Origin of the sequence: Vibrio sp. 10N.286.48.F5, assembly GCF_041469785.1 — a bacterium.
Taxonomy (GTDB): Bacteria; Pseudomonadota; Gammaproteobacteria; order Enterobacterales; family Vibrionaceae; genus Vibrio; species Vibrio crassostreae_C.
Genome location: NZ_JBFRLG010000028.1, coordinates 44,416 through 62,456, shown reverse-complemented (window position 1 = coordinate 62,456; position 18,041 = coordinate 44,416). Strand labels below are relative to the sequence as shown.

Annotated in this window: 15 protein-coding genes and 1 pseudogene; 9 read left to right on the top strand and 7 right to left on the bottom strand. The window is 45.1% G+C overall.

The annotated features are described in order from the left end of the window. The 5 genes from AB4185_RS15340 to AB4185_RS15320 all read left to right on the top strand — a co-directional run bounded on the left by AB4185_RS15340 (position 1) and on the right by AB4185_RS15320 (position 5,474). The gene (locus AB4185_RS15340; RefSeq protein ID WP_372135621.1) at positions 1-1,218 is read left to right on the top strand and encodes an MFS transporter; all 1,218 of its coding nucleotides are present in this window, start codon (positions 1-3) and stop codon (positions 1,216-1,218) included. After that, positions 1,190-3,055, top strand: coding sequence for an IucA/IucC family siderophore biosynthesis protein (locus AB4185_RS15335; protein ID WP_372135620.1), 1,866 nt, complete (start codon positions 1,190-1,192; stop codon positions 3,053-3,055). The genes AB4185_RS15340 and AB4185_RS15335 overlap by 29 nt, the downstream gene beginning before the upstream one ends. Continuing rightward, positions 3,048-4,250 (top strand): type III PLP-dependent enzyme, encoded by a 1,203-nt coding sequence (locus tag AB4185_RS15330; RefSeq protein WP_372115315.1) that lies wholly within the window; start codon positions 3,048-3,050, stop codon positions 4,248-4,250. The genes AB4185_RS15335 and AB4185_RS15330 overlap by 8 nt, the downstream gene beginning before the upstream one ends. 274 nt (positions 4,251-4,524) lie before the next feature. Next, positions 4,525-4,791: a DUF3081 domain-containing protein gene (locus AB4185_RS15325; protein WP_017081959.1), complete on the top strand. Its 267-nt coding sequence runs from the start codon at positions 4,525-4,527 to the stop codon at positions 4,789-4,791. Positions 4,792-4,838: 47 nt separating this feature from the next. After that, positions 4,839-5,474: a CIA30 family protein gene (locus tag AB4185_RS15320; RefSeq protein WP_372115314.1), complete on the top strand. Its 636-nt coding sequence runs from the start codon at positions 4,839-4,841 to the stop codon at positions 5,472-5,474. 122 nt (positions 5,475-5,596) lie between these two features. On the opposite strand, the gene AB4185_RS15315 is transcribed toward AB4185_RS15320, so the two are convergent. Together AB4185_RS15315 and AB4185_RS15310 are read right to left on the bottom strand one after the other, a co-directional pair. Then, on the bottom strand, positions 5,597-6,622 hold the full coding sequence (locus tag AB4185_RS15315) for a zinc-binding alcohol dehydrogenase family protein (protein ID WP_102428009.1): 1,026 nt from the start codon (positions 6,620-6,622) through the stop codon (positions 5,597-5,599). A gap of 156 nt (positions 6,623-6,778) precedes the next feature. Then, on the bottom strand, positions 6,779-7,546 hold the full coding sequence (locus AB4185_RS15310; protein ID WP_372135629.1) for a glycine betaine ABC transporter substrate-binding protein: 768 nt from the start codon (positions 7,544-7,546) through the stop codon (positions 6,779-6,781). Between the two features lie 268 nt (positions 7,547-7,814). On the opposite strand from AB4185_RS15310, the gene AB4185_RS15305 reads away from it, so the two are divergent. After that, positions 7,815-8,747: a LysR family transcriptional regulator gene (locus AB4185_RS15305; protein WP_372110823.1), complete on the top strand. Its 933-nt coding sequence runs from the start codon at positions 7,815-7,817 to the stop codon at positions 8,745-8,747. A 147-nt stretch (positions 8,748-8,894) separates the two neighbouring features. Here AB4185_RS15305 and AB4185_RS15300 read toward each other — a convergent pair whose 3' ends face one another. Beyond that, the gene (locus tag AB4185_RS15300) at positions 8,895-9,281 is read right to left on the bottom strand and encodes a hypothetical protein (protein ID WP_102333936.1); all 387 of its coding nucleotides are present in this window, start codon (positions 9,279-9,281) and stop codon (positions 8,895-8,897) included. Between the two features lie 431 nt (positions 9,282-9,712). On the opposite strand from AB4185_RS15300, the gene AB4185_RS15295 reads away from it, so the two are divergent. Continuing rightward, positions 9,713-10,696 carry a hypothetical protein gene (locus AB4185_RS15295; protein ID WP_102333937.1) on the top strand — a complete coding sequence of 328 codons (984 nt, stop codon included), beginning with the start codon at positions 9,713-9,715 and terminating at the stop codon, positions 10,694-10,696. A gap of 113 nt (positions 10,697-10,809) precedes the next feature. Here the strand turns inward: AB4185_RS15295 and AB4185_RS15290 are convergent, their stop codons facing one another. After that, positions 10,810-12,003, bottom strand: a complete 1,194-nt coding sequence (locus AB4185_RS15290) for a benzoate/H(+) symporter BenE family transporter (protein WP_102333938.1) — start codon at positions 12,001-12,003, stop codon at positions 10,810-10,812. Positions 12,004-12,102: 99 nt separating this feature from the next. Here AB4185_RS15290 and AB4185_RS15285 point away from each other — a divergent pair, with 99 nt between their 5' ends. Then, a complete protein-coding gene (locus AB4185_RS15285) occupies positions 12,103-12,669 on the top strand; it encodes a helix-turn-helix domain-containing protein (protein WP_017070515.1) in 567 nt (188 codons plus the stop codon). A gap of 96 nt (positions 12,670-12,765) precedes the next feature. On the opposite strand, the pseudogene AB4185_RS15280 reads toward AB4185_RS15285, so the two are convergent. Then, positions 12,766-13,446 (bottom strand): annotated as a pseudogene (locus AB4185_RS15280) (pyridoxal-phosphate dependent enzyme); the annotation flags it as partial. 28 nt (positions 13,447-13,474) lie between these two features. Here AB4185_RS15280 and AB4185_RS15275 point away from each other — a divergent pair. Further along, on the top strand, positions 13,475-13,642 hold the full coding sequence (locus AB4185_RS15275) for a hypothetical protein (RefSeq protein WP_017062447.1): 168 nt from the start codon (positions 13,475-13,477) through the stop codon (positions 13,640-13,642). Between the two features lie 181 nt (positions 13,643-13,823). Here AB4185_RS15275 and AB4185_RS15270 read toward each other — a convergent pair whose 3' ends face one another. Both AB4185_RS15270 and AB4185_RS15265 read right to left on the bottom strand, forming a co-directional pair. Next, on the bottom strand, positions 13,824-15,017 hold the full coding sequence (locus AB4185_RS15270; protein ID WP_017064366.1) for an acetate/propionate family kinase: 1,194 nt from the start codon (positions 15,015-15,017) through the stop codon (positions 13,824-13,826). Between the two features lie 743 nt (positions 15,018-15,760). Then, a complete protein-coding gene (locus AB4185_RS15265) occupies positions 15,761-17,830 on the bottom strand; it encodes a DEAD/DEAH box helicase (RefSeq protein WP_081325397.1) in 2,070 nt (689 codons plus the stop codon). Positions 17,831-18,041 lie beyond the last annotated feature (211 nt).

Genomic DNA, 18,041 nt, shown 5'->3' with positions numbered 1-18,041 from the left:
ATGACCAAACTCATCTATTGTGTACTTTTAAGCCACTTTATCGCCGCGTTTGCAGCCTTAGGAATGCCGCTGTTTTTGCCAATGGTATTGCCAACACTGGATGCAAACATTACTTCGGACTGGGCGGGGGTACTGTTCATTTTGCCGACCTTTTGCACTGCCGTTGCGGCACGCTTTTGGGGGCAGTTTGCTGATAAATATGGCAGACGTCGCTCTCTATTACGTGCTCAACTCGGGCTTGCAGCAGGCTTCGCGCTGTGTGGCTTAGCCGGTAATCTCTCAATGTTTGTGTTTGGTCTTATCATTCAAGGAACCTTTGGTGGCACCATGGCCGCCTCAAACAGCTACTTATCCAGCCAAATCAACGATGCGAAATCACTCGGTAAGTCACTCAATAAAACTCAGCTTTCTGCCCGTCTGGCGCTAATTATTGCTCCGATAGGGCTTGGCTGGAGCTTATCAGAAACAAACCCGCTGAACGCGTATCTGTGGTTGTCCGCTTTGCCGCTATTCGCGCTATTGATCACCTTAACATTACCCATCGATGACTTAGCGAAATCTAAGGGAATTGTAAAAGATCAGGTATCGAATAAAGCTCAAAGCAGCCAAACCAACTCGTTAAATACGCTTTATTGGGTGTTTGGCGCGCAGTTCAGCTTTGCTTTCGCCATGGTCGTCACGTTCCCCTATTTCTCGCCTTATGTGCAGCAATATGGCGTGACAAGCCAAGCGTGGATTGGGTTTTTATATGCCCTCCCACATGGTGTTTATCTGCTCTTTGCAGGAAAAGTCCATCTGTTCTCAGAATGGGTTGATCGCCACCAGTTTGAACGCAATCAAGCGCAGCGTACTTTATGGCTAGGCTTTGGTTTGCTTTCACTCAGTGCAGCAATGCATCTCACTCCTTATCAAGAAGTGTTGATTATTGCTCGTATTGTTTTCGGACTTGGCATGGTTTGCTGTTATCACGGCTTGCATCAAGCGTTAGCAAACCAAATTGATCGACGACAAAGCGGCAAAGTATTTTCGCGCTTTGACGCTATGTCTAAATGGGGTGGCGTTACGGCTGGGTTGAGCGCGTCTTTTATATCAAGCTTGGGCTGGCTTGAGGTTCCTTTCATACTTTCTATGTTGGTCGGTGGCATTGCTGCTATCGCGCTGATCATCCATTCAAAATTTGGACATCAACATGTTACAGAATCAATTATCTCCAAGTGAGTATTACGCTGAAGACCAAGCTCTTCAAAATCGTAAAAAAGTACTGCTAAACCGAGAAAAAGCCCAACTCAATACCATCATGGGCGTGGTGAACTGTTACTTACGTGAATACGCGATACCCAATGAACAGGTTAATTGGCGCTACAGTTCTGCCTCTCTGCCTCAAACTTTGAAAAGAAACTACAACGCTCACCAGCGCGTGGCCATTCACCTACCTCACCAAGATCAACCTCAGAAAAATGGTCTGATGGTTTTACCCGTTGAGTACATCAGTAAACTGGGGAAAGTGAAGCTCAGTGATACACCTTGGGCTAAAATGCCCGGCGCAGCTTGGTGCAAATTGGACGCAACGCAAACCCTGACGCTTCTACTCAGTTACCTAAAAGAAATGCTGACGATTCCATTCAATTACGAACTGGTCGAGCAAATGGAAAACAGTTTGTTGATCACCGAACAGTTCCTAAACTCAGACAGCTCACCTCAGCATCACAACGCGTTTATCGCATCAGAGCAATCGTTACTTTGGGGACATACTTTTCATCCAACGCCAAAGAGTCGTTCAGGTGTCAGTATCGATGATCTGCTAGCGTGTTCCCCTGAGGTTGGCGCTAAGGTTCCCCTGTATTGGTTTAAGGTCGACACCGCGTTGCTCGACGTCTTGAGTTCAGATGACCGAACCTCACCAACGACCATGCTTGAACAACTTGCACCTGATGAAAACAATTCAGCAGGTACCATGCTTTACCCTTGTCACCCTTGGGAAAGTTACACACTTTTGCAAAACCCAGTGGTCAAAACGGCCATTGAACAAGGCAAAATCATCCCGCTTGGATTAGGTGGTGAAAAACTCTTACCCACTTCATCCGTGCGCACTCTGTACCACCCAGATATGGATTGGTTTGCTAAGTTCTCTATCAATGTACGTTTAACTAACTGCGTACGTAAAAACGCATGGTATGAGCTCGATAGTGCCGTTCAATTAACCTCGATTCTGCATCCCATCAAAGAGAGTGAACAGTTACGTAATCCTGTATTCAAGGTAATGACTGAACCTTACGCGACCACATTGGATCTAGAGTCGGTTGCCGAGCAGGAACAAACTGATGTTATTAAAGCTCGCGAGTCGTTTGGTATTTTGTATCGAGAGAATTTCACCTTAAGCGAAACCGATATTTTGCAACCAACGTTAGCGGGTGCCCTCTTTGCTTACGATACAGACGGGAACAGCTGCATCGCCACTCAACTCAAACAAAAAGCGCAAACAACACAAAGCCAATATGACAATGTCGCCACGCTGTGGTTTGAGCGCTATCTGCATTGTTTGATTCCGGGCGTCTTTAACTACTACTTCAAACATGGGGTTGCGTTTGAACCGCACTTACAAAATACGTTGATTGGATTTGAAAAAGGCATGCCTTGCTGTGTATGGATTCGAGACTTAGAAGGTACCAAGCTACTACGCGAATTTTGGCCATCAGAAACACTTCAGCAACTTTCAGAGCGTGCTCGTCAATCGGTGTACTACAGTCGTGAGCAAGGTTGGAACCGTATTGGCTATTGCACCTTCATTAACAATATCAGCGAGGCCATTTTCTTTATCGCTGAGGGTAACTCGGCACTTGAGAATACGTTATGGGGAACTTTAAAAGACGCTATCGTCCGCTGGACGTCTATCAATGGCCAGCAACCCGAACTAATGGCATTGCTTAACGATGGTCATTTTCCAAGCAAAAATAACTTCACAACACGTTTGATGCAAAATGCCGATAAAGAGTCCGGTTACACCCAAGTTGCAGCACCGTGGCCAACTCATTCAAAAGGAGTTCACCATGCTTAATTCTCCTCAACTTTCAGCCTCTATCCATCAAGAAATCCAGCAATTGGCCAAGCAACAAACGCAACCATTATGTGCTTATCTTTATGATCTCGATGCATTGGAGCAGCACATTAAGCAGATGCGCCATGTATTGCCAAAAAACGTAGAGCTATTTTACGCCGCGAAAGCGAATCCTTCAGAGCCGATATTACGCACTTTAGCCCCTTATGTTGATGGTTTCGAAGCAGCATCAGGCGGAGAGCTTGCACACCTCCACCAGCAACAACTCAATAAACCACTGATCTTTGGTGGCCCAGGGAAAGTGCCCAGTGAGTTAGATCAAGCGATTATACTCGATGTTGATGCGATTCATGTAGAGAGCCTCACTGAGTTACAACGCATTGGTTCTTTAACACAAAAGTTGAATCGACCTGCTCCGATCTTCCTGCGTATGAACATAGACATTGGTGACATCACACTTAGCAAATTAGCCATGGGAGGAAAGCCCACCCCGTTTGGCCTCGATGAGAGTGAGTTAAGTAATGCCTTGATGTACCTACGCGATTCCCCCTTAATCAAGTTGAATGGCTTTCACTTCCATTTGATGTCACACCAGCTTGAAGTCGGTCGACACTTAGCTTTGATGGAACGCTATTTCCAAGTAGTGAAGGAATGGAAAGAAGAATACTCACTTGAAGATCTTACGATCAACTTGGGTGGCGGTATGGGAATCAATTATCAAGATCAGAAACAACATTTTCCGTGGGTAGAGTTTTGTGACAAATTGGAATTTCTGATTGCCAAAGAACAACTACAAGATTGGACACTGCGTTTTGAGTGCGGGCGCTACATCTCAGCACCTTGTGGCTACTACGTGATGGAGGTGTTAGACATTAAACAAAATCTCGGTGAAAACTTTGTGATTGCTCGCGGAGGCACACATCATTTCCGTACTCCGGCAGCGCAAAGCCATGACCACCCTTTTGCAATCGTGAAAAGTAATCAGCAACCCACTATTTCAAACCCAATAGACCAGACTACAGCCACACTAGTTGGTCAGTTGTGCACCCCAAAAGATGTTCTGGCACGGAATCAAAATATCGATCACATCGACATCGGTGACTATGTGGTGTTCACGCTAGCAGGCGCTTATGCTTGGAACATCTCGCATCAAAACTTCTTAATGCATGAACCTCCGGTGTTTCATTACTTCTAGGCATCCGCTGTGCTCTATGATTTCTAACTGATAGTTTGAGTTGAAACTCCATAGAGCCAGCTAAAGGCACTCAATAAAAAGTCACCAAATAAAAAGGCGTTAGTAAACTCAAGTCTACTAACGCCTTTCTTCTGTTTATCTTAGCCCTTTTGCAAAACAGCTGCAGTGATTGAGCAACCGCCCCCCCACAGTGATCGTAATGCAGAACCAAACCGTAGTTAATTCGAATACAAGCACTTAGCATTTTTCATCGACTGCGCAGCGGGAGTGATACATGGACAACAGAATCACTATCTTAGAGTTTCTCAGAGTGTTCGATTGCATTCGCTCCTCGGGCAAGCAATTGGACAGCAAGTATCAATTGGGCGAGATGGTAGCGTGGCACGATTACGATGGTTACACCTGTTGGTTGAGCTACCGAGACGTTACAGTGACCCTAATGTTCCACGGCTCATTGAAGATCGAATACGACAAAGCATCGAACTATGAAGACTTCATCAAGCGTTGTTTAGCTATGCTTGAAACTGAACCTTCTTCATAAGTGAACCATCGCTGTCGAGTAAACAACGCAGAGCCTGCGGGGAAAGAGTGGAGAAATTCATGAACGGAACCCATTGTAAAACACGGTTACCCCTTAGGTTAACCACATCTTTACTCCTTCTACTCAGCCTACATTCGTTAAGTCTTAAGGCTAGCGCAATAGGGACAAACATGATCGACTTTACACAAGCGAGTGAGCATCAAAACTGGACAGTGACCAACGACGATGTAATGGGTGGCATCTCTACAGGCGAGCTCATTTATCTTGATGATATGAGTCGATTTAGGGGCGAGCTATCGTTAGAAAATAATGGTGGTTTCAGTTCTGTAAAGCGCTCCATTGAATCACCTGCCCATGAAATAGACAGTGCAGAGCTAGTATTCGTTGGTGATGGTCGCACTTACCAACTGAGGTTCACAACATCGAAGGACGGCAATCGAATTCAATACAAACACGATTTCGATACGATAAAGGGAGAACAGTTTAGCAAGGCGTTCCAATTCAACGATTTTCAAGCGGTGTTCAGAGGTCGGCTACTGAGCGATGCGCCGGAACTTAAGGCACGAGACATCAAACAAATCGGTTTTTTGATTGCGGACAAAGAGCCCTCGCCTTTTGAGCTAGACCTAATACAGCTTCACTTCAGAACATCGAAACCTATCACATCACCAGAAGCTGACTAAACTGACTAAACTGAAAACAAACAAAAGCCCCTGAAACCTTTTGACTAGCAATCAGATATCAGGGGCTTCTTCTATTTAAACCGTCAACAATTCAAAACAACGGCGGATTAAAACATCAGCAATTAGTATTTGATAGCTGTTTTACCAATCGAGGCACTGCTTTCAATACGTTGGTGTGCATCTTTAAGTGTTTCCACACTAAAGCCATTTAGGGTCGAGGTTAGCGTCGATTTAATACGGCCCGCATCAATCAGATTCGCGGCTTGGAATAGGATGTCTTGCTGCTTCTGGATATCTTCGGTGTTAAACAGTGAACGTGTAAACATCAGCTCCCAAACAAAGCCTGCTGATTTGCCTTGCAGCGCTGACAAGTCAATGCCACCATCAAATTCAACAATCGAACTGATCATGCCTTGCGGTGCGATCAATTCAACCATCGCATCCCAGTGCCCTTTTGTATCCGCAACATTGAAGATGTAGTCGACGTGTTGAATGCCTTGCTCTCGCACAGACTCAACAAGGTTACGGTGGTTCACCACATGATCCGCACCCATATCCCTTACCCACTGCTCCGTTTCAGGTCTTGAAGCTGTTGCGATAACATTTAGGTTGGTGAGTTGCTTAGCCAGTTGAATCGTAATTGAACCAACGCCGCCCGCTCCACCAATGATCAGGATAGATTTTTTCTCTTCAGGACGAACTCGCAGGCGGTCAAACAACGCTTCCCATGCCGTAAGCGTTGCTAGTGGCATAACGGCTGCAGCTTCATCAGAAAGGCTCTTCGGCGCTTTAGCGGTAATACGGTAGTCCACAGCTTGGTATTCTGCGTTAGCACCCATGCGTGTTACGTCACCCGCATAGTACACACGGTCACCGACTTTGAAGCCTTCAACGTCAGCACCTTTGCCAACAACTTCACCGACTGCGTCATAACCCAGCACTTTTGGTTGTTCGAGTGTTTTGTCTTTGGCACTACGAATACGAATTTTTGCGTCAGCAGGGTTAATAGAAGTCGCGCTCACTTTTACCAGCAAGTCATTATTTTTTAGTTCTGGCAGACTCGTTTCAAACTCAAATAAACTGTCTTGCTCTGTAATCGCAAGTGATTGAGTAAATCCGATAGCTTTCATTTTTGATGGTACTGACATGGTGCTTTCTCCTTGAATTAGACGAGTTAATCTTAGTCAATTCTCACTCTAGATAAACCGCCTAATATTTGAATGATTCTCAAATAATTTTTGATAATTGTATTGCCGTTATCTGGGTAATGCAGACATCTAACTGCACTGCCAACGGCTTAGAGGTTAAATAATCCCTTTCTCAATCAACCAATCATGTGTGACTTGATCTTGTGGTTTACCTTCACGGCAAACTTTGTAATCCAGCTCTGCGATGATGTCGTTCGAGAAGCGCAGGGAATCCAACTTCTGAATCTGTTGTTCGCTGAACAGATGCTTCTTGTCGTCTCTTAAAAGAAGCACTGCTCTATCAACAATTCCGAGTAGGCCTTTTGGCTCTTTGAGCTCACGAATATCGTAGCGATAGTGCAAAAACTGAGGTTTCCACAGTGGCACTACCACCCACTCTTTGTTTGCGACCGCACTTTCAAAGGCATTGAAACAATCATCTTCACTGCCAGGAAAGAACTGGTAGCCGGCATCGCTCAGGCCATAATCTTTCATCATCTGGATAGAGAAACGTGTGATGCCAGCGCCAGGGTTGATACCTTGAATGGTCGAGTTCATTTTCTCGACCACTTCGGCTTTTAATAAATCAGAGACTTCAGAAACCGCTTCTTCAGGCACATAGTCTGGTACGCCCCACAAAGCATAAGGTTCATAATGAAGCCCAAGCTTGATAAGTGGCTCAACTTCTTCAACGCCCGCTTTGTAGATACCGTGACTTGATGGCAGCCACGCAGAAGAAAGCATATCCACTTGGCCTGTTTTCAGCTTTTCAAAGTTCTCCTGATGGGGAGAGAAAATACGCTCTACCTCAAAACCCATGGCTTTCAATACATTGGCAACCAACGATGCGGTCGTAAGGTGGAACGACAAATCCGTTACACCCATTGTGATTTTCTTAGTCATCTTATCCCCCTAGATCGTAGGCTTCGTCCATACAGTGCGTACTGCGCTACGTTGTCGATATGGGAAAATGATAGTGAGAAAATTACTAATTTAAAACAGCCTCACATTTGAATTATTATCAAATTAGTTTTGACAATTAAGTGTTTGAAGCTAACTTAGAAGCGATAAGTAGAGATAACCCATCTGCACATTGTGATGGGGAAATATCCCAACGCCATGTTTAGAACATAATTGAATACAGGTAGATAACATGCTTCTTGAAGACTTACAGGTCATTTTGAAAGTGGCAGAGTTTCGCAGTATCACCGCTGCAGCCACCAACCTAGATATGCGCACTGCCACAGCAAGTGCAGCAGTAAAACGTGTTGAAGCGGCACTCGGTGCGGAGTTATTTGTAAGAACCACGCGCCACCTAAGGCTCTCTTCAGCTGGCGAGCGTTATTTACCGGAATGCGAACAAGCCTTAAAGATGTTGGAGCAAGCGAAGCTCAACATGCGCGAAGAGCTCGGGATTCTTGATGGTGAAATTCGCATAGCGCTTTCTTCTGATCTAGGACGAAACCTAATCACACCTTGGTTAGATGAGTTCTTGCTTGAATACCCAAAGGCGACGCTTCGTACTAGCATCAGCGATAGCAATATCGACTTCTACCGAGATTCCGTCGATATGGCGCTGCGTTATGGCTCCCCGACTGATGCCAACATGTATGGCTTTAAAATCTGCGATGTACCCAGAATATTGTGTGCGGCCCCTGAATACTTGGCTGAAATGGGAACACCAAAACACCCGAGTGACTTAACTCAACACAATGGTTTGCTCTACCAACTTCATGACATATTGCAAGACGAGTGGATATTCAACGATGGCACTCAAGATCATAAAGTGAAACTAAAAGGGAACCGAGCTTCGAACGACGCTGACCTTGTAAGACGTTGGTGTATCGCGGGTAGAGGAGTGGCAATAAAATCTTGTCTAGACATGTCACGTCATCTGCTTTCAGGCGAAGTGGTTAAAGTCATGCCTGAGTTTAAGCCGACCCCTACCGAGCTGTGGTTAGTGTGTCCAAGTCGTCAATCCATCACCCCGACTGTGCGTCTACTGAGAGATTTATTCAGAGAGAAGACCGCTGAGATCCTTTCGCAACTGAGCAAACAAGGCATCATAGAAAGCACAACATCTTAAGATTGAATGCCGCTTAAAGATAAGAAACAGAGAGACAAAAAAGGCGTTAGCGAACTCAATTCGCTAACGCCTTTCATCATTAGAACATCATAGCTTCATGATGAACCTTAATAAGAGTACTTAGTTTAATACTCTTAATACAAGAGCTTAGTTTGACTCGTCTTCAACATCGCAGTCTGCACAGCACTGAAGAGCAATCTCATGTTCGAAGGTGATGGTGTCTTTACCTTCTTCTACTAGCTCTGCGATTTCGTCTACCACTTCTTTTTCATCATCCGCTTCGATTCCGCTTGCTAGCTCTTCTTCTGAATAACCGAAGAAGTTCAGTAGTAAATACTCACGCGCTTCATCTTTCGTACAAACCACGTCCGCTGAAAGATCAGGAGTGACCTCGCCTTGGGCAAGTGTTGCTGTCACTTGTGCGATAGCATCGTCTTTCATCGCAGGCGTTAACCAACCAAGATCAGTACTTACTGTCGTTTTTTTACAGTCGAAGCAAGGCAGTTGGTGAAAGTAGTATTGAAAGGTAGTCATAGGTAAATTCTTCTTTAAATGTTGTATAGCGAGATTATGCGCGTTTTGTAGCAAAATACTATCTCAATCACAACCTGAAACCGCTTCGTTCTAAGTATTTTTTCAAGCTCCGCGCAAGCTGATGTGATCATCCTATAAAAGCGCTGTTTTGCGCATGCTTACTCAGCTTTACGCTTGTTTACATTTGTACGGGTAATATATGCCTCATCAAATAATAAGCGTGGTACCTCACAATTGCTTTGGCTCTTGCTTAGTTTCGTCGTTCCAGCTATCAGCTATGAGTTCACGGCTTACTTAACTACTTAGCTACTTAGCTACTTAGCTACTTAGCTCGGATTTGTTTGAAATAGCTTTGTTTTCAATTAACTTACTTGCACTTGGCTTATTTTGAACCACGCTTATTTAAATCACCCATTTAGGATACCCAATCAATGATCATCAAAAAATATCAAGCCCTTGCCCTTTCATCGGTTGCTTTGCTCGCTACAGGCTGCTCACCATCATCAGACACGCCTTCGGTCAGCAACATCAGTGATTACCAAGGCTCAGCGAGTATTACTCAAGGTGTGGCGACCACTGTTGAATCGAATCTCTTTGAGTGTGCAAACGGACGTAGCCGAGTGGCGGGCGTCGGGGAAATTATGGACTCAGAAGGAAAGGTTTGGACGGTTCCAGCCAAGAACAACTTTGCGACAGGGCCGAAAGCCTTTGATCTTTATGAAGAGTGCTCAAACACCACGCCAAGCAGCCTAGCCGAAGTCGATCAAAGCTCTGTACCGGTAGCTGTTGTGGATCAAGACGGTGAGGAAATAACAGGTTATATTTTTGCCGATAACTATTTCGAACTTTATATCAACGGCAAGTTAATCGCGGTAGACACCGTTCCTTTCACACCGTTTAACTCAAACATCGTCAAATTTAAGGTGAAGAAGCCTTACACGATTGCGGTGAAAGTGATTGATTGGGAAGAAAACCTAGGTCTTGGCAGCGAAGATAACCGCGGAAAGGCATACCACGCTGGTGATGGTGGCTTTATCGCGAGCTTTAGTGACGGAACCGTGACAGGTCCAGACTGGCAAGCACAAACCTTTTATACCTCACCGATTTATGACCTGACTTGTTTGAGTGAAGTGGACGGGAAGCGTCTTTCTGAAAGCTGCACCACGGAAGGAACTGACCACGGTCAAGATGCCTACGCCGCTCATTGGGAAACACCAACCAACTGGATGAACCAAGAGTTCGATTCAACATCTTGGCCTCTAGCATCGGTATATTCAGAAGACGATATTGGCGTGAACAATAAAAAAGCGTACATGAACTTTATCGAAAAATTCAGTGGTGCTGGCGCAAGCTTTATCTGGTCGACAAATGTCGTTCTCGATAATGAAGTGCTACTGAGATACGAAGTTAAGTAGCTTTATTCCTTTGTAAGCAAGCCCAGTCACGAGTATGACTGGGCTTACTACTCAAACAACTTGCTGATGTTTCTAATTTACAGCGAACCTGATCCTAATCTTGGGTAGCTTGATTACGACGAAGTTTGCGAAGTCTTGTTTGCTCCACGCGACTTAGCTTTGTAATTATGTAACCAGCAACAAAACAACCCGATGCACAAACCCCAAAATGCGCTACCGATTCCCAGTAAATTGGTGCCAGAAGCGGTGAATAAGAAAGTAAGCAGTGCGGGTTCTCTGTAGTGACTGTCTGCCATTGATACCGCAAGGCAATTCATCAAGGTGGGCATCACCGCTAAGCCAGCAACCGCAATGACAATCTCGGAGGGTACGGCGCTAAACAGCGACACAAATGACATCCCCATCACACCAGCTAACAAGTAAAACCCGCCCATACAGATCCCAGCCATATAACGTGTCTTGGGGTTACTATCCGCATTCGGGCCCATACAAATAGCGCCCGTAATCGCTGCAAGGTTATACGCAAAGCCACCAAACGGTGCGAAGATCAAACCTGTTACCCCGGTGGTGGTAATGATCTTCGATGAATCAACTTGGTATCCATTCGCTTTTAGAACCGCAAATCCCGGTAAGTTCTGTGAAGCCATCGTCACTATAAACAATGGGATACCAACACTAAACAACGAAAAGAACTCAAAATCGGGCGAAATGAACACTGGGGTCGTTAATCCCATAGTCACCTGACTAACATCGAGTTTGCCAAAACCCACACACATGACCAATGCGATGATGAAAATGCTTGGGATCAGTAAATTTCCTAACCGCGCTTTCGCCAGAATAAATACAGCGAGCATGACCGCTACGACTTGTGCCTCTTCCATTAGCGACGTGAACAAACCCAAACCGAATTGCAATAGAATCCCCGCGAGCATCGCTGAGGCAATCGATGTTGGGATCTGTTTTAGGACTTTCTCAAATATCCCCACCAATCCAACCAACGTGATCAACATCGAACTGAACAAAAACACGGCTACTGCCTGATTCATTGTCAGCCCTTCAAGAGATGTGATTAACAACGCCGCTCCAGGCGTCGACCACGCTGTAACCACAGGCTTCTTGTAATGAAACGAGAGCAGTATTGTGGTTACGCCCATGCCAACCCCCAACGCCCAAAACCATGACGCCACTTGTTCTTCGGTTGCTCCAGCACTCATTGCCGCTTGGAAAATAATCGCCGCGGCGCTCGCATAACCAATGAAAACAGCGATAAAGCCGGTACTGACGTGAGAAAATTTTAGCTTAGTCATGTTAATTTATTCCTGTGTGCGTTATAACGTCCATAGACTGAACTTAGCACCCGTGCGCTATAACGCACAACTAATTTTTGAAAAACTTGTAGAGAAAATATGCAAACAGAAATTAAAGTCGGCGTTAACTTGAAACGCCTTCGCCAAGAAAAAGGCTGGAGCTTAGACAAAACAGCGAAAGCAACAGGCGTGAGTAAAGCAATGTTAGGACAAATTGAACGTGGAGAATCCAGCCCGACAGTCGCTAAGCTCTGGCAGATAGCTTCTGGATTTGAGGTGTCACTTTCGAGCTTTATCGCGGCTAGCCCAAACAGTGAACTGACGAGTTTATTCAGAGATGCAAACGAACTAAGACATGAGGAATACAACATTGGCTTTTTCGTCAGTTTGTTGTTTCCTTTTGAGGAAGCACTAGGATTTGAAATATTCGAACTCACCCTAGCACCCGATTACCAGCATGAATCCGCCCCACATAACGCAGGCGTCACTGAGCACATCTTATGCATTTCAGGAGAGATGGCCGTGATGTTTGATGATGAGTGGCATACGTTACGCGCAGGACAAGCCGTTCGCTTCAATGCCAACCAGACCCATGCCTACAAAAATATCGGTGAAGGAAACGCCGTATTTCATAATGTGATTCACTACCCTAATAACAAGCAATAGTGCCGGATTTGGTGCTAACGGATGTTTAGCTCTAACCGGATGTTCAGCGCTAACGAAAGAGCTGGCAGACCACTGGCTGTTACTAACTTAAAGCGACTATACGTTGACGACCATGCTGCCATCTTCGGCTTGATAACGAGCCCATAGTTGAGAGAGGTTTTCTTTATTAAGCTGTATCTCTTTTTCTTTCAGAAACGTTTCGTTGTGCAGCTTCGAATACGAGCGCTCAGCAAGGTCACAGCTAAATGTAACGATGGTTTTCCCTTTCCCCATTCTAGCCGCAGCGTATAGCGCACCTGCTACGTTCAACGACGAACTGCTTCCTAGAAGAATACCGTCATGTTCCGCAACAAGGCGGGATATCGTCACCAAATCCTGATCGGGAAGCGTGATTGCACGATTGATTTTTGCCTGCCTGAAATTTTCAACCGTTCGCATGATCCCTATGCCTTCCGTGAACGAACTTCCCGTTGATTGATAGTGTCCATTACGTAGAAACGAATAAATGCCGGACCCATTTGGGTCAACTAACCAAGTTTCGAGATTGGGTTGCTGCTCAGATAGATAGTGTGAGTTTCCGGCAATGGTTCCACCCGTCCCCACCACTGAAACTAGAGCATCAATATTCCCCTGTGTTTGCTGCCAGATCTCAGGTCCAGTATTTAATTAGTGCGCTCGATAATTACTGAGATTTTCAAACTGATCTGCCCACCAATAACTCTCATTTTCGACACCAATCCGCTTAGCCGTGTGGTAAAATGTTTCTAAAAGAGAAAAAACCGGTGACCTCGTTGATGTAACTGAAATGACCAAATTAACCAACTTATTTCAAGACAGTATCGAAGGTCGGTTTCAAGCAGGTGAAGAACAGCAAGACCCTGAGATGTTTAAAAAGTCCGAACTGATGTTTATGTCAGGGGAAGAGTTACCTCGATGCTGGACAGATCCAAACTACCGCTCAGGGACTAAATAACCTTAGCGCTTCCAGATCACCCGATGAGTCGCAATTTAAGCTCTGTTCTAAAACTGTTTCACGATCGCCTTGTAGGCTATCCCCCTGTTAAAACATTCAGACGCATCTTTACTAGACACAAAAAGCGAGCCACTTGGGCTCGCTTTTGATTGTCTTTTTCTTGCTTAGACTTCAGTTCAGATTACAGAAGTTCTACCGACTGTTGAGCAATCACGAATTCTTCGTTGGTTGGGATAACCATTGCTACTGCGTCTAACATTTCAGACTTAGCGATGATCCCTTCAGCACCAAAGCGAGCAGATTCGTTACCTGCTACATCTTCAACGAAACCTAGAATCTTAAGGTTGTTTAAGATCTCACGACGAATTGGTAGAGAGTTCTCACCGATACCACCAGTGAAGATGATACCGTCTAAAGAATCTAGCGTTGCTAGGTAAGAAGCAACGTATTTCGCTACGCGGTAAGTAAACACCTCAAACGCAAGCTTAGCGCCTTCGTGGCCCTCTTCCATTGCTTCTAAGATGCCACGAGCATCGCTCGTAAGACCAGACACGCCAAGGAAGCCAGACTCCTTGTTTAGAGAGTTAAATACTTGCTCTTGTGACCAGCCTTTCTTAAGTAGGTATTCGATGATGCCTGGGTCTAGGTCACCACAACGTGTGCCCATCATTAGGCCTGAAAGTGGTGTGAAGCCCATAGAAGTATCAACACTGTTACCATCTTTAATAGCACATACAGATGCGCCGTTACCTAGGTGAACAGAGATGAAGCTCGATTTTTCGATTGGCTTGTTAACCATCTTCGCAGCTTCACGGCTAACGAAGTAGTGGCTAGTGCCGTGGAAACCGTAGCGACGTACGCCGAAGTCTGTGTATAGCTCTTTTGCGATTGCACCAGTGAATGCACGTTGAGGCATTGTTTGGTGGAAAGCAGTATCAAATACAGCGAACTGAGGTAGAGAAGGGAAAGCTTCAATTGCAGCACGGATACCGATAGCACCTGCTGGGTTATGAAGTGGAGCTAGGTCAGATAGGCTTTCAATTTCGTTCGTTACTTCTTCAGTAATGCGAACCGTTTGAGTGAACTTCTCACCGCCGTGAACGATACGGTGACCGATAGCCACGATATCAGCCGTGAAGCCTAGGTCTTCCATCAGGCCAACCAATTTGCCAATGGCAATTTTGTGGTGGTTATCTTCACCTTGAATGGCAATTTCAGTTTTCTCGCCTTGGAATTTCCAGCTCATACGAGCATCTTCAAGACCAAAACACTCCCCTAGGCCACTTAATACTGCTTCACCAGAAACAGAATCGATTACAGCAAATTTTAGGGATGAACTACCCGAGTTAATAACCAGAACAAACGAATTAGACATTGGATATGGATCCTGTTTCAGTACGAATTGGATGAAGTGTTTACTTCAATTTTAGTTAAGTCCATTATTCAATAATTTTTGAATCTTTCAACTTTTGTTTTGAAAAAATCACTAAATGAACACAATTAAGTTGATCTTGGTCATTAAATTATTTATTTCGAGAGCGGAATTAAAAAATAGTTGAATAAGAAAATTAATGAACAGGTGACGCAAACGAGTGCTCACGTTATTTTTAACTTGATTCAGTTAATTAAAGCGACTCGAACAAATGCAGGTGATCCGCTTGAAAAACAACCACCCTTCCCTTTCGTCTGCTTATCATTACCGATAACTTTTTGCTCGATTTCTCAATTGCTCAGTGTTTGCATCAAAAAGCTCACTGAAGTTGAGAATAGTGATCTGATCTTATTTTGATTGCCTTCGAGCACAACTCTACGAATAGATGCACTGTAACGACGCTTAGATAGCCTTCACTCTTTGTTTCAGCATCTTGTAGCACGTTCTTTTGGTATAGGCTTAGAACGCGATACAGCTAAGTTTTGGCACTAACATTCGTTCTAGGCGCGATGCTTAGTTTCATGGACGAAGCATAGTTACAGGAACGAAGCTTGATTAAAGTAAGTTAGCTACGAATATCGAGCCAACCAAAGCTTAAGTTCAAATAACAGGCACAAAAAAGCCGAGCATTACGCTCGGCTTTTAAATTCAGTGTCTAGACCTAAAGCGTCTAAGCGACAGGTTGATTAACCTTCGTTGCGCTCTGGACGACGACCACGGTTACCACCGCCATTGCCGTTACCATGGCCACGTTCGCCACGGAAGTTACCACGGTGATCGCCACCACGGTTACGGTCGAAACGACGTTCGCCATCACGTCCGCCAGCAGAGTTACCATCGCGAGCACCATCACGGTTGCCACGGTATCCACCACGACCGCCTTCACGGTTACCACCTTCGCGGTTGCCGCCTTCACGGTTACCACGGTAGCCGCCACCATCACGACCGCCACGGTTGCCACCACGGTTGCCATCACGACCGCCGCCGCCACGACGAGGCTCACGGAAGTCATTGAAATCAACAACTACAGCGCCAGCTTCTTTTTGACGAATGCGAAGTTTGCTTAGCTTACCAGCAGTTTCAGAGTTCATTGCTTTTGGCAGTTGAACGTAAGTAGAACCTTGGTCTAGCTTGATAGCACCGATAGAACCTTTAGTTAGGCCAAGTTCGTTTGCTAGTGCGCCAACGATGTCTTTAACCTGAACGCCTTGCTCACGGCCAACTTGTAGTTGGTAAGTATCCCAATCTTGAGTATTGAAGTTGCGACCACCACCGTCACGGCCGTTGTCACGATCTTCACGACGCTCTTTGCGACGGTTCTTATCACGCTCAATAGCAGCGATCATTGGGTCTTCGCCAACGTAGAATAGTGGGCTCTTACCTTGCTGACGCTTAAGAAGCATTGCAGCTAGAGTAGCAGCATCAACTTCTAGAGACTCTTGAAGAGTAGAGATAAGACCTGCAAAGTTTTCTAGTGCTTTGCTTTCTTTCTCAGTTTCAAGTTCAGCGCCAAGCTTAGCAACACGTGCAGCAGCAACTTGGTCACGTAGAGGAAGTTGAATTTCTTCCATTTGAGACTTAGTTACGCGCTCGATTGTGCGAAGCATGCGAATTTGGTTAGTGCGAACTAGTAGGATCGCTTTACCTTTACGTCCAGCACGGCCAGTACGACCAATACGGTGGATGTAAGATTCAACATCGAATGGGATGTCGTAGTTGAATACGTGAGTGATACGTGGAACATCAAGACCACGAGCTACAACGTCAGTTGCAACTAGGATGTCGATAACACCTTGTTTGATGTGATCAACAGTACGCTCACGTAGAGACTGAGGAATATCACCGTGCAGTGCAGCAGCTTTGAAGCCACGTGCAGATAGCCAATCAGCTAGACGCTCAGTGTCTTGACGAGTACGTACGAATACGATTGACGCGTCAGTTTCTTCGGTTTCTAGAAGACGAGACATTGCTTCGTCTTTTTCTACGCCTTTAACAACCCAGAAGTTCTGCGCTACTTTATCAACTGTGTGGTTAGTACCAGCAACGTCAACTCTAGCCGGGTTACGTAGGTAACGGTCAACAATAGTCTTAACCATTGGAGGCATAGTTGCAGAGAAAAGTACACGTTGTGCAGATTCTGGAGCTTGCTCTAGGATCCAAGTAACGTCATCTACGAAGCCCATTTTCAGCATTTCATCTGCTTCATCAAGAACAAATGTGTGTGCTTCATCTAGGTGTAGACGGTCACGAGTTAGTAAGTCTTTAACACGACCTGGAGTACCAACAACAATGTGAGCACCGCGGCTTAGAGCACGCATTTGGTCAACAATTGAAGCACCACCGTAGATTTCAATAACTTTAAGACCTTTGATATCACGGCCAAGGTTTTTGATTTCCGCAGCAACTTGAATCGCTAGCTCACGAGTAGGAGCCATGATGATTGCTTGTGGTTTGTGTTGGTTCAGGTTGATTTTGTTAAGTAAAGGCAGAGAGAATGCTGCTGTTTTACCAGTACCAGTCTGTGCTTTACCTAGTGCGTCACGGCCTTCAAGAAGAAGAGGAATAGCTGCTGCTTGGATTGGAGTCGGAGAAACGAAACCCATGCTATCAAGAGCTGAAAGAATGTTATCGTTTAGGGCTAATTCATTAAATTGAATTACAGATTCGGACATTGGGATCCCACTATATATAAGTAAACAAAAGGTCCCGGGAGCTCTATCAATTCCAATACTGATCCAATCAGATACTGATTCCATTCAGAGTTACGAAGCAGTAATAAAACACTTCAAGCCATTAGGGACGTCTAAGGGAGGCGGATTATTCCCTAAATGCATAAAAAAATCCAGAAAAAATTGAAATACATCACATATTTTTCGCTTTTACATCAATACTGGTTATCATATCGTCAAAACTTGATGAATATCTCGCCACAGCACCCATCTCCTAGCAAATTGACCTAGTTAAATA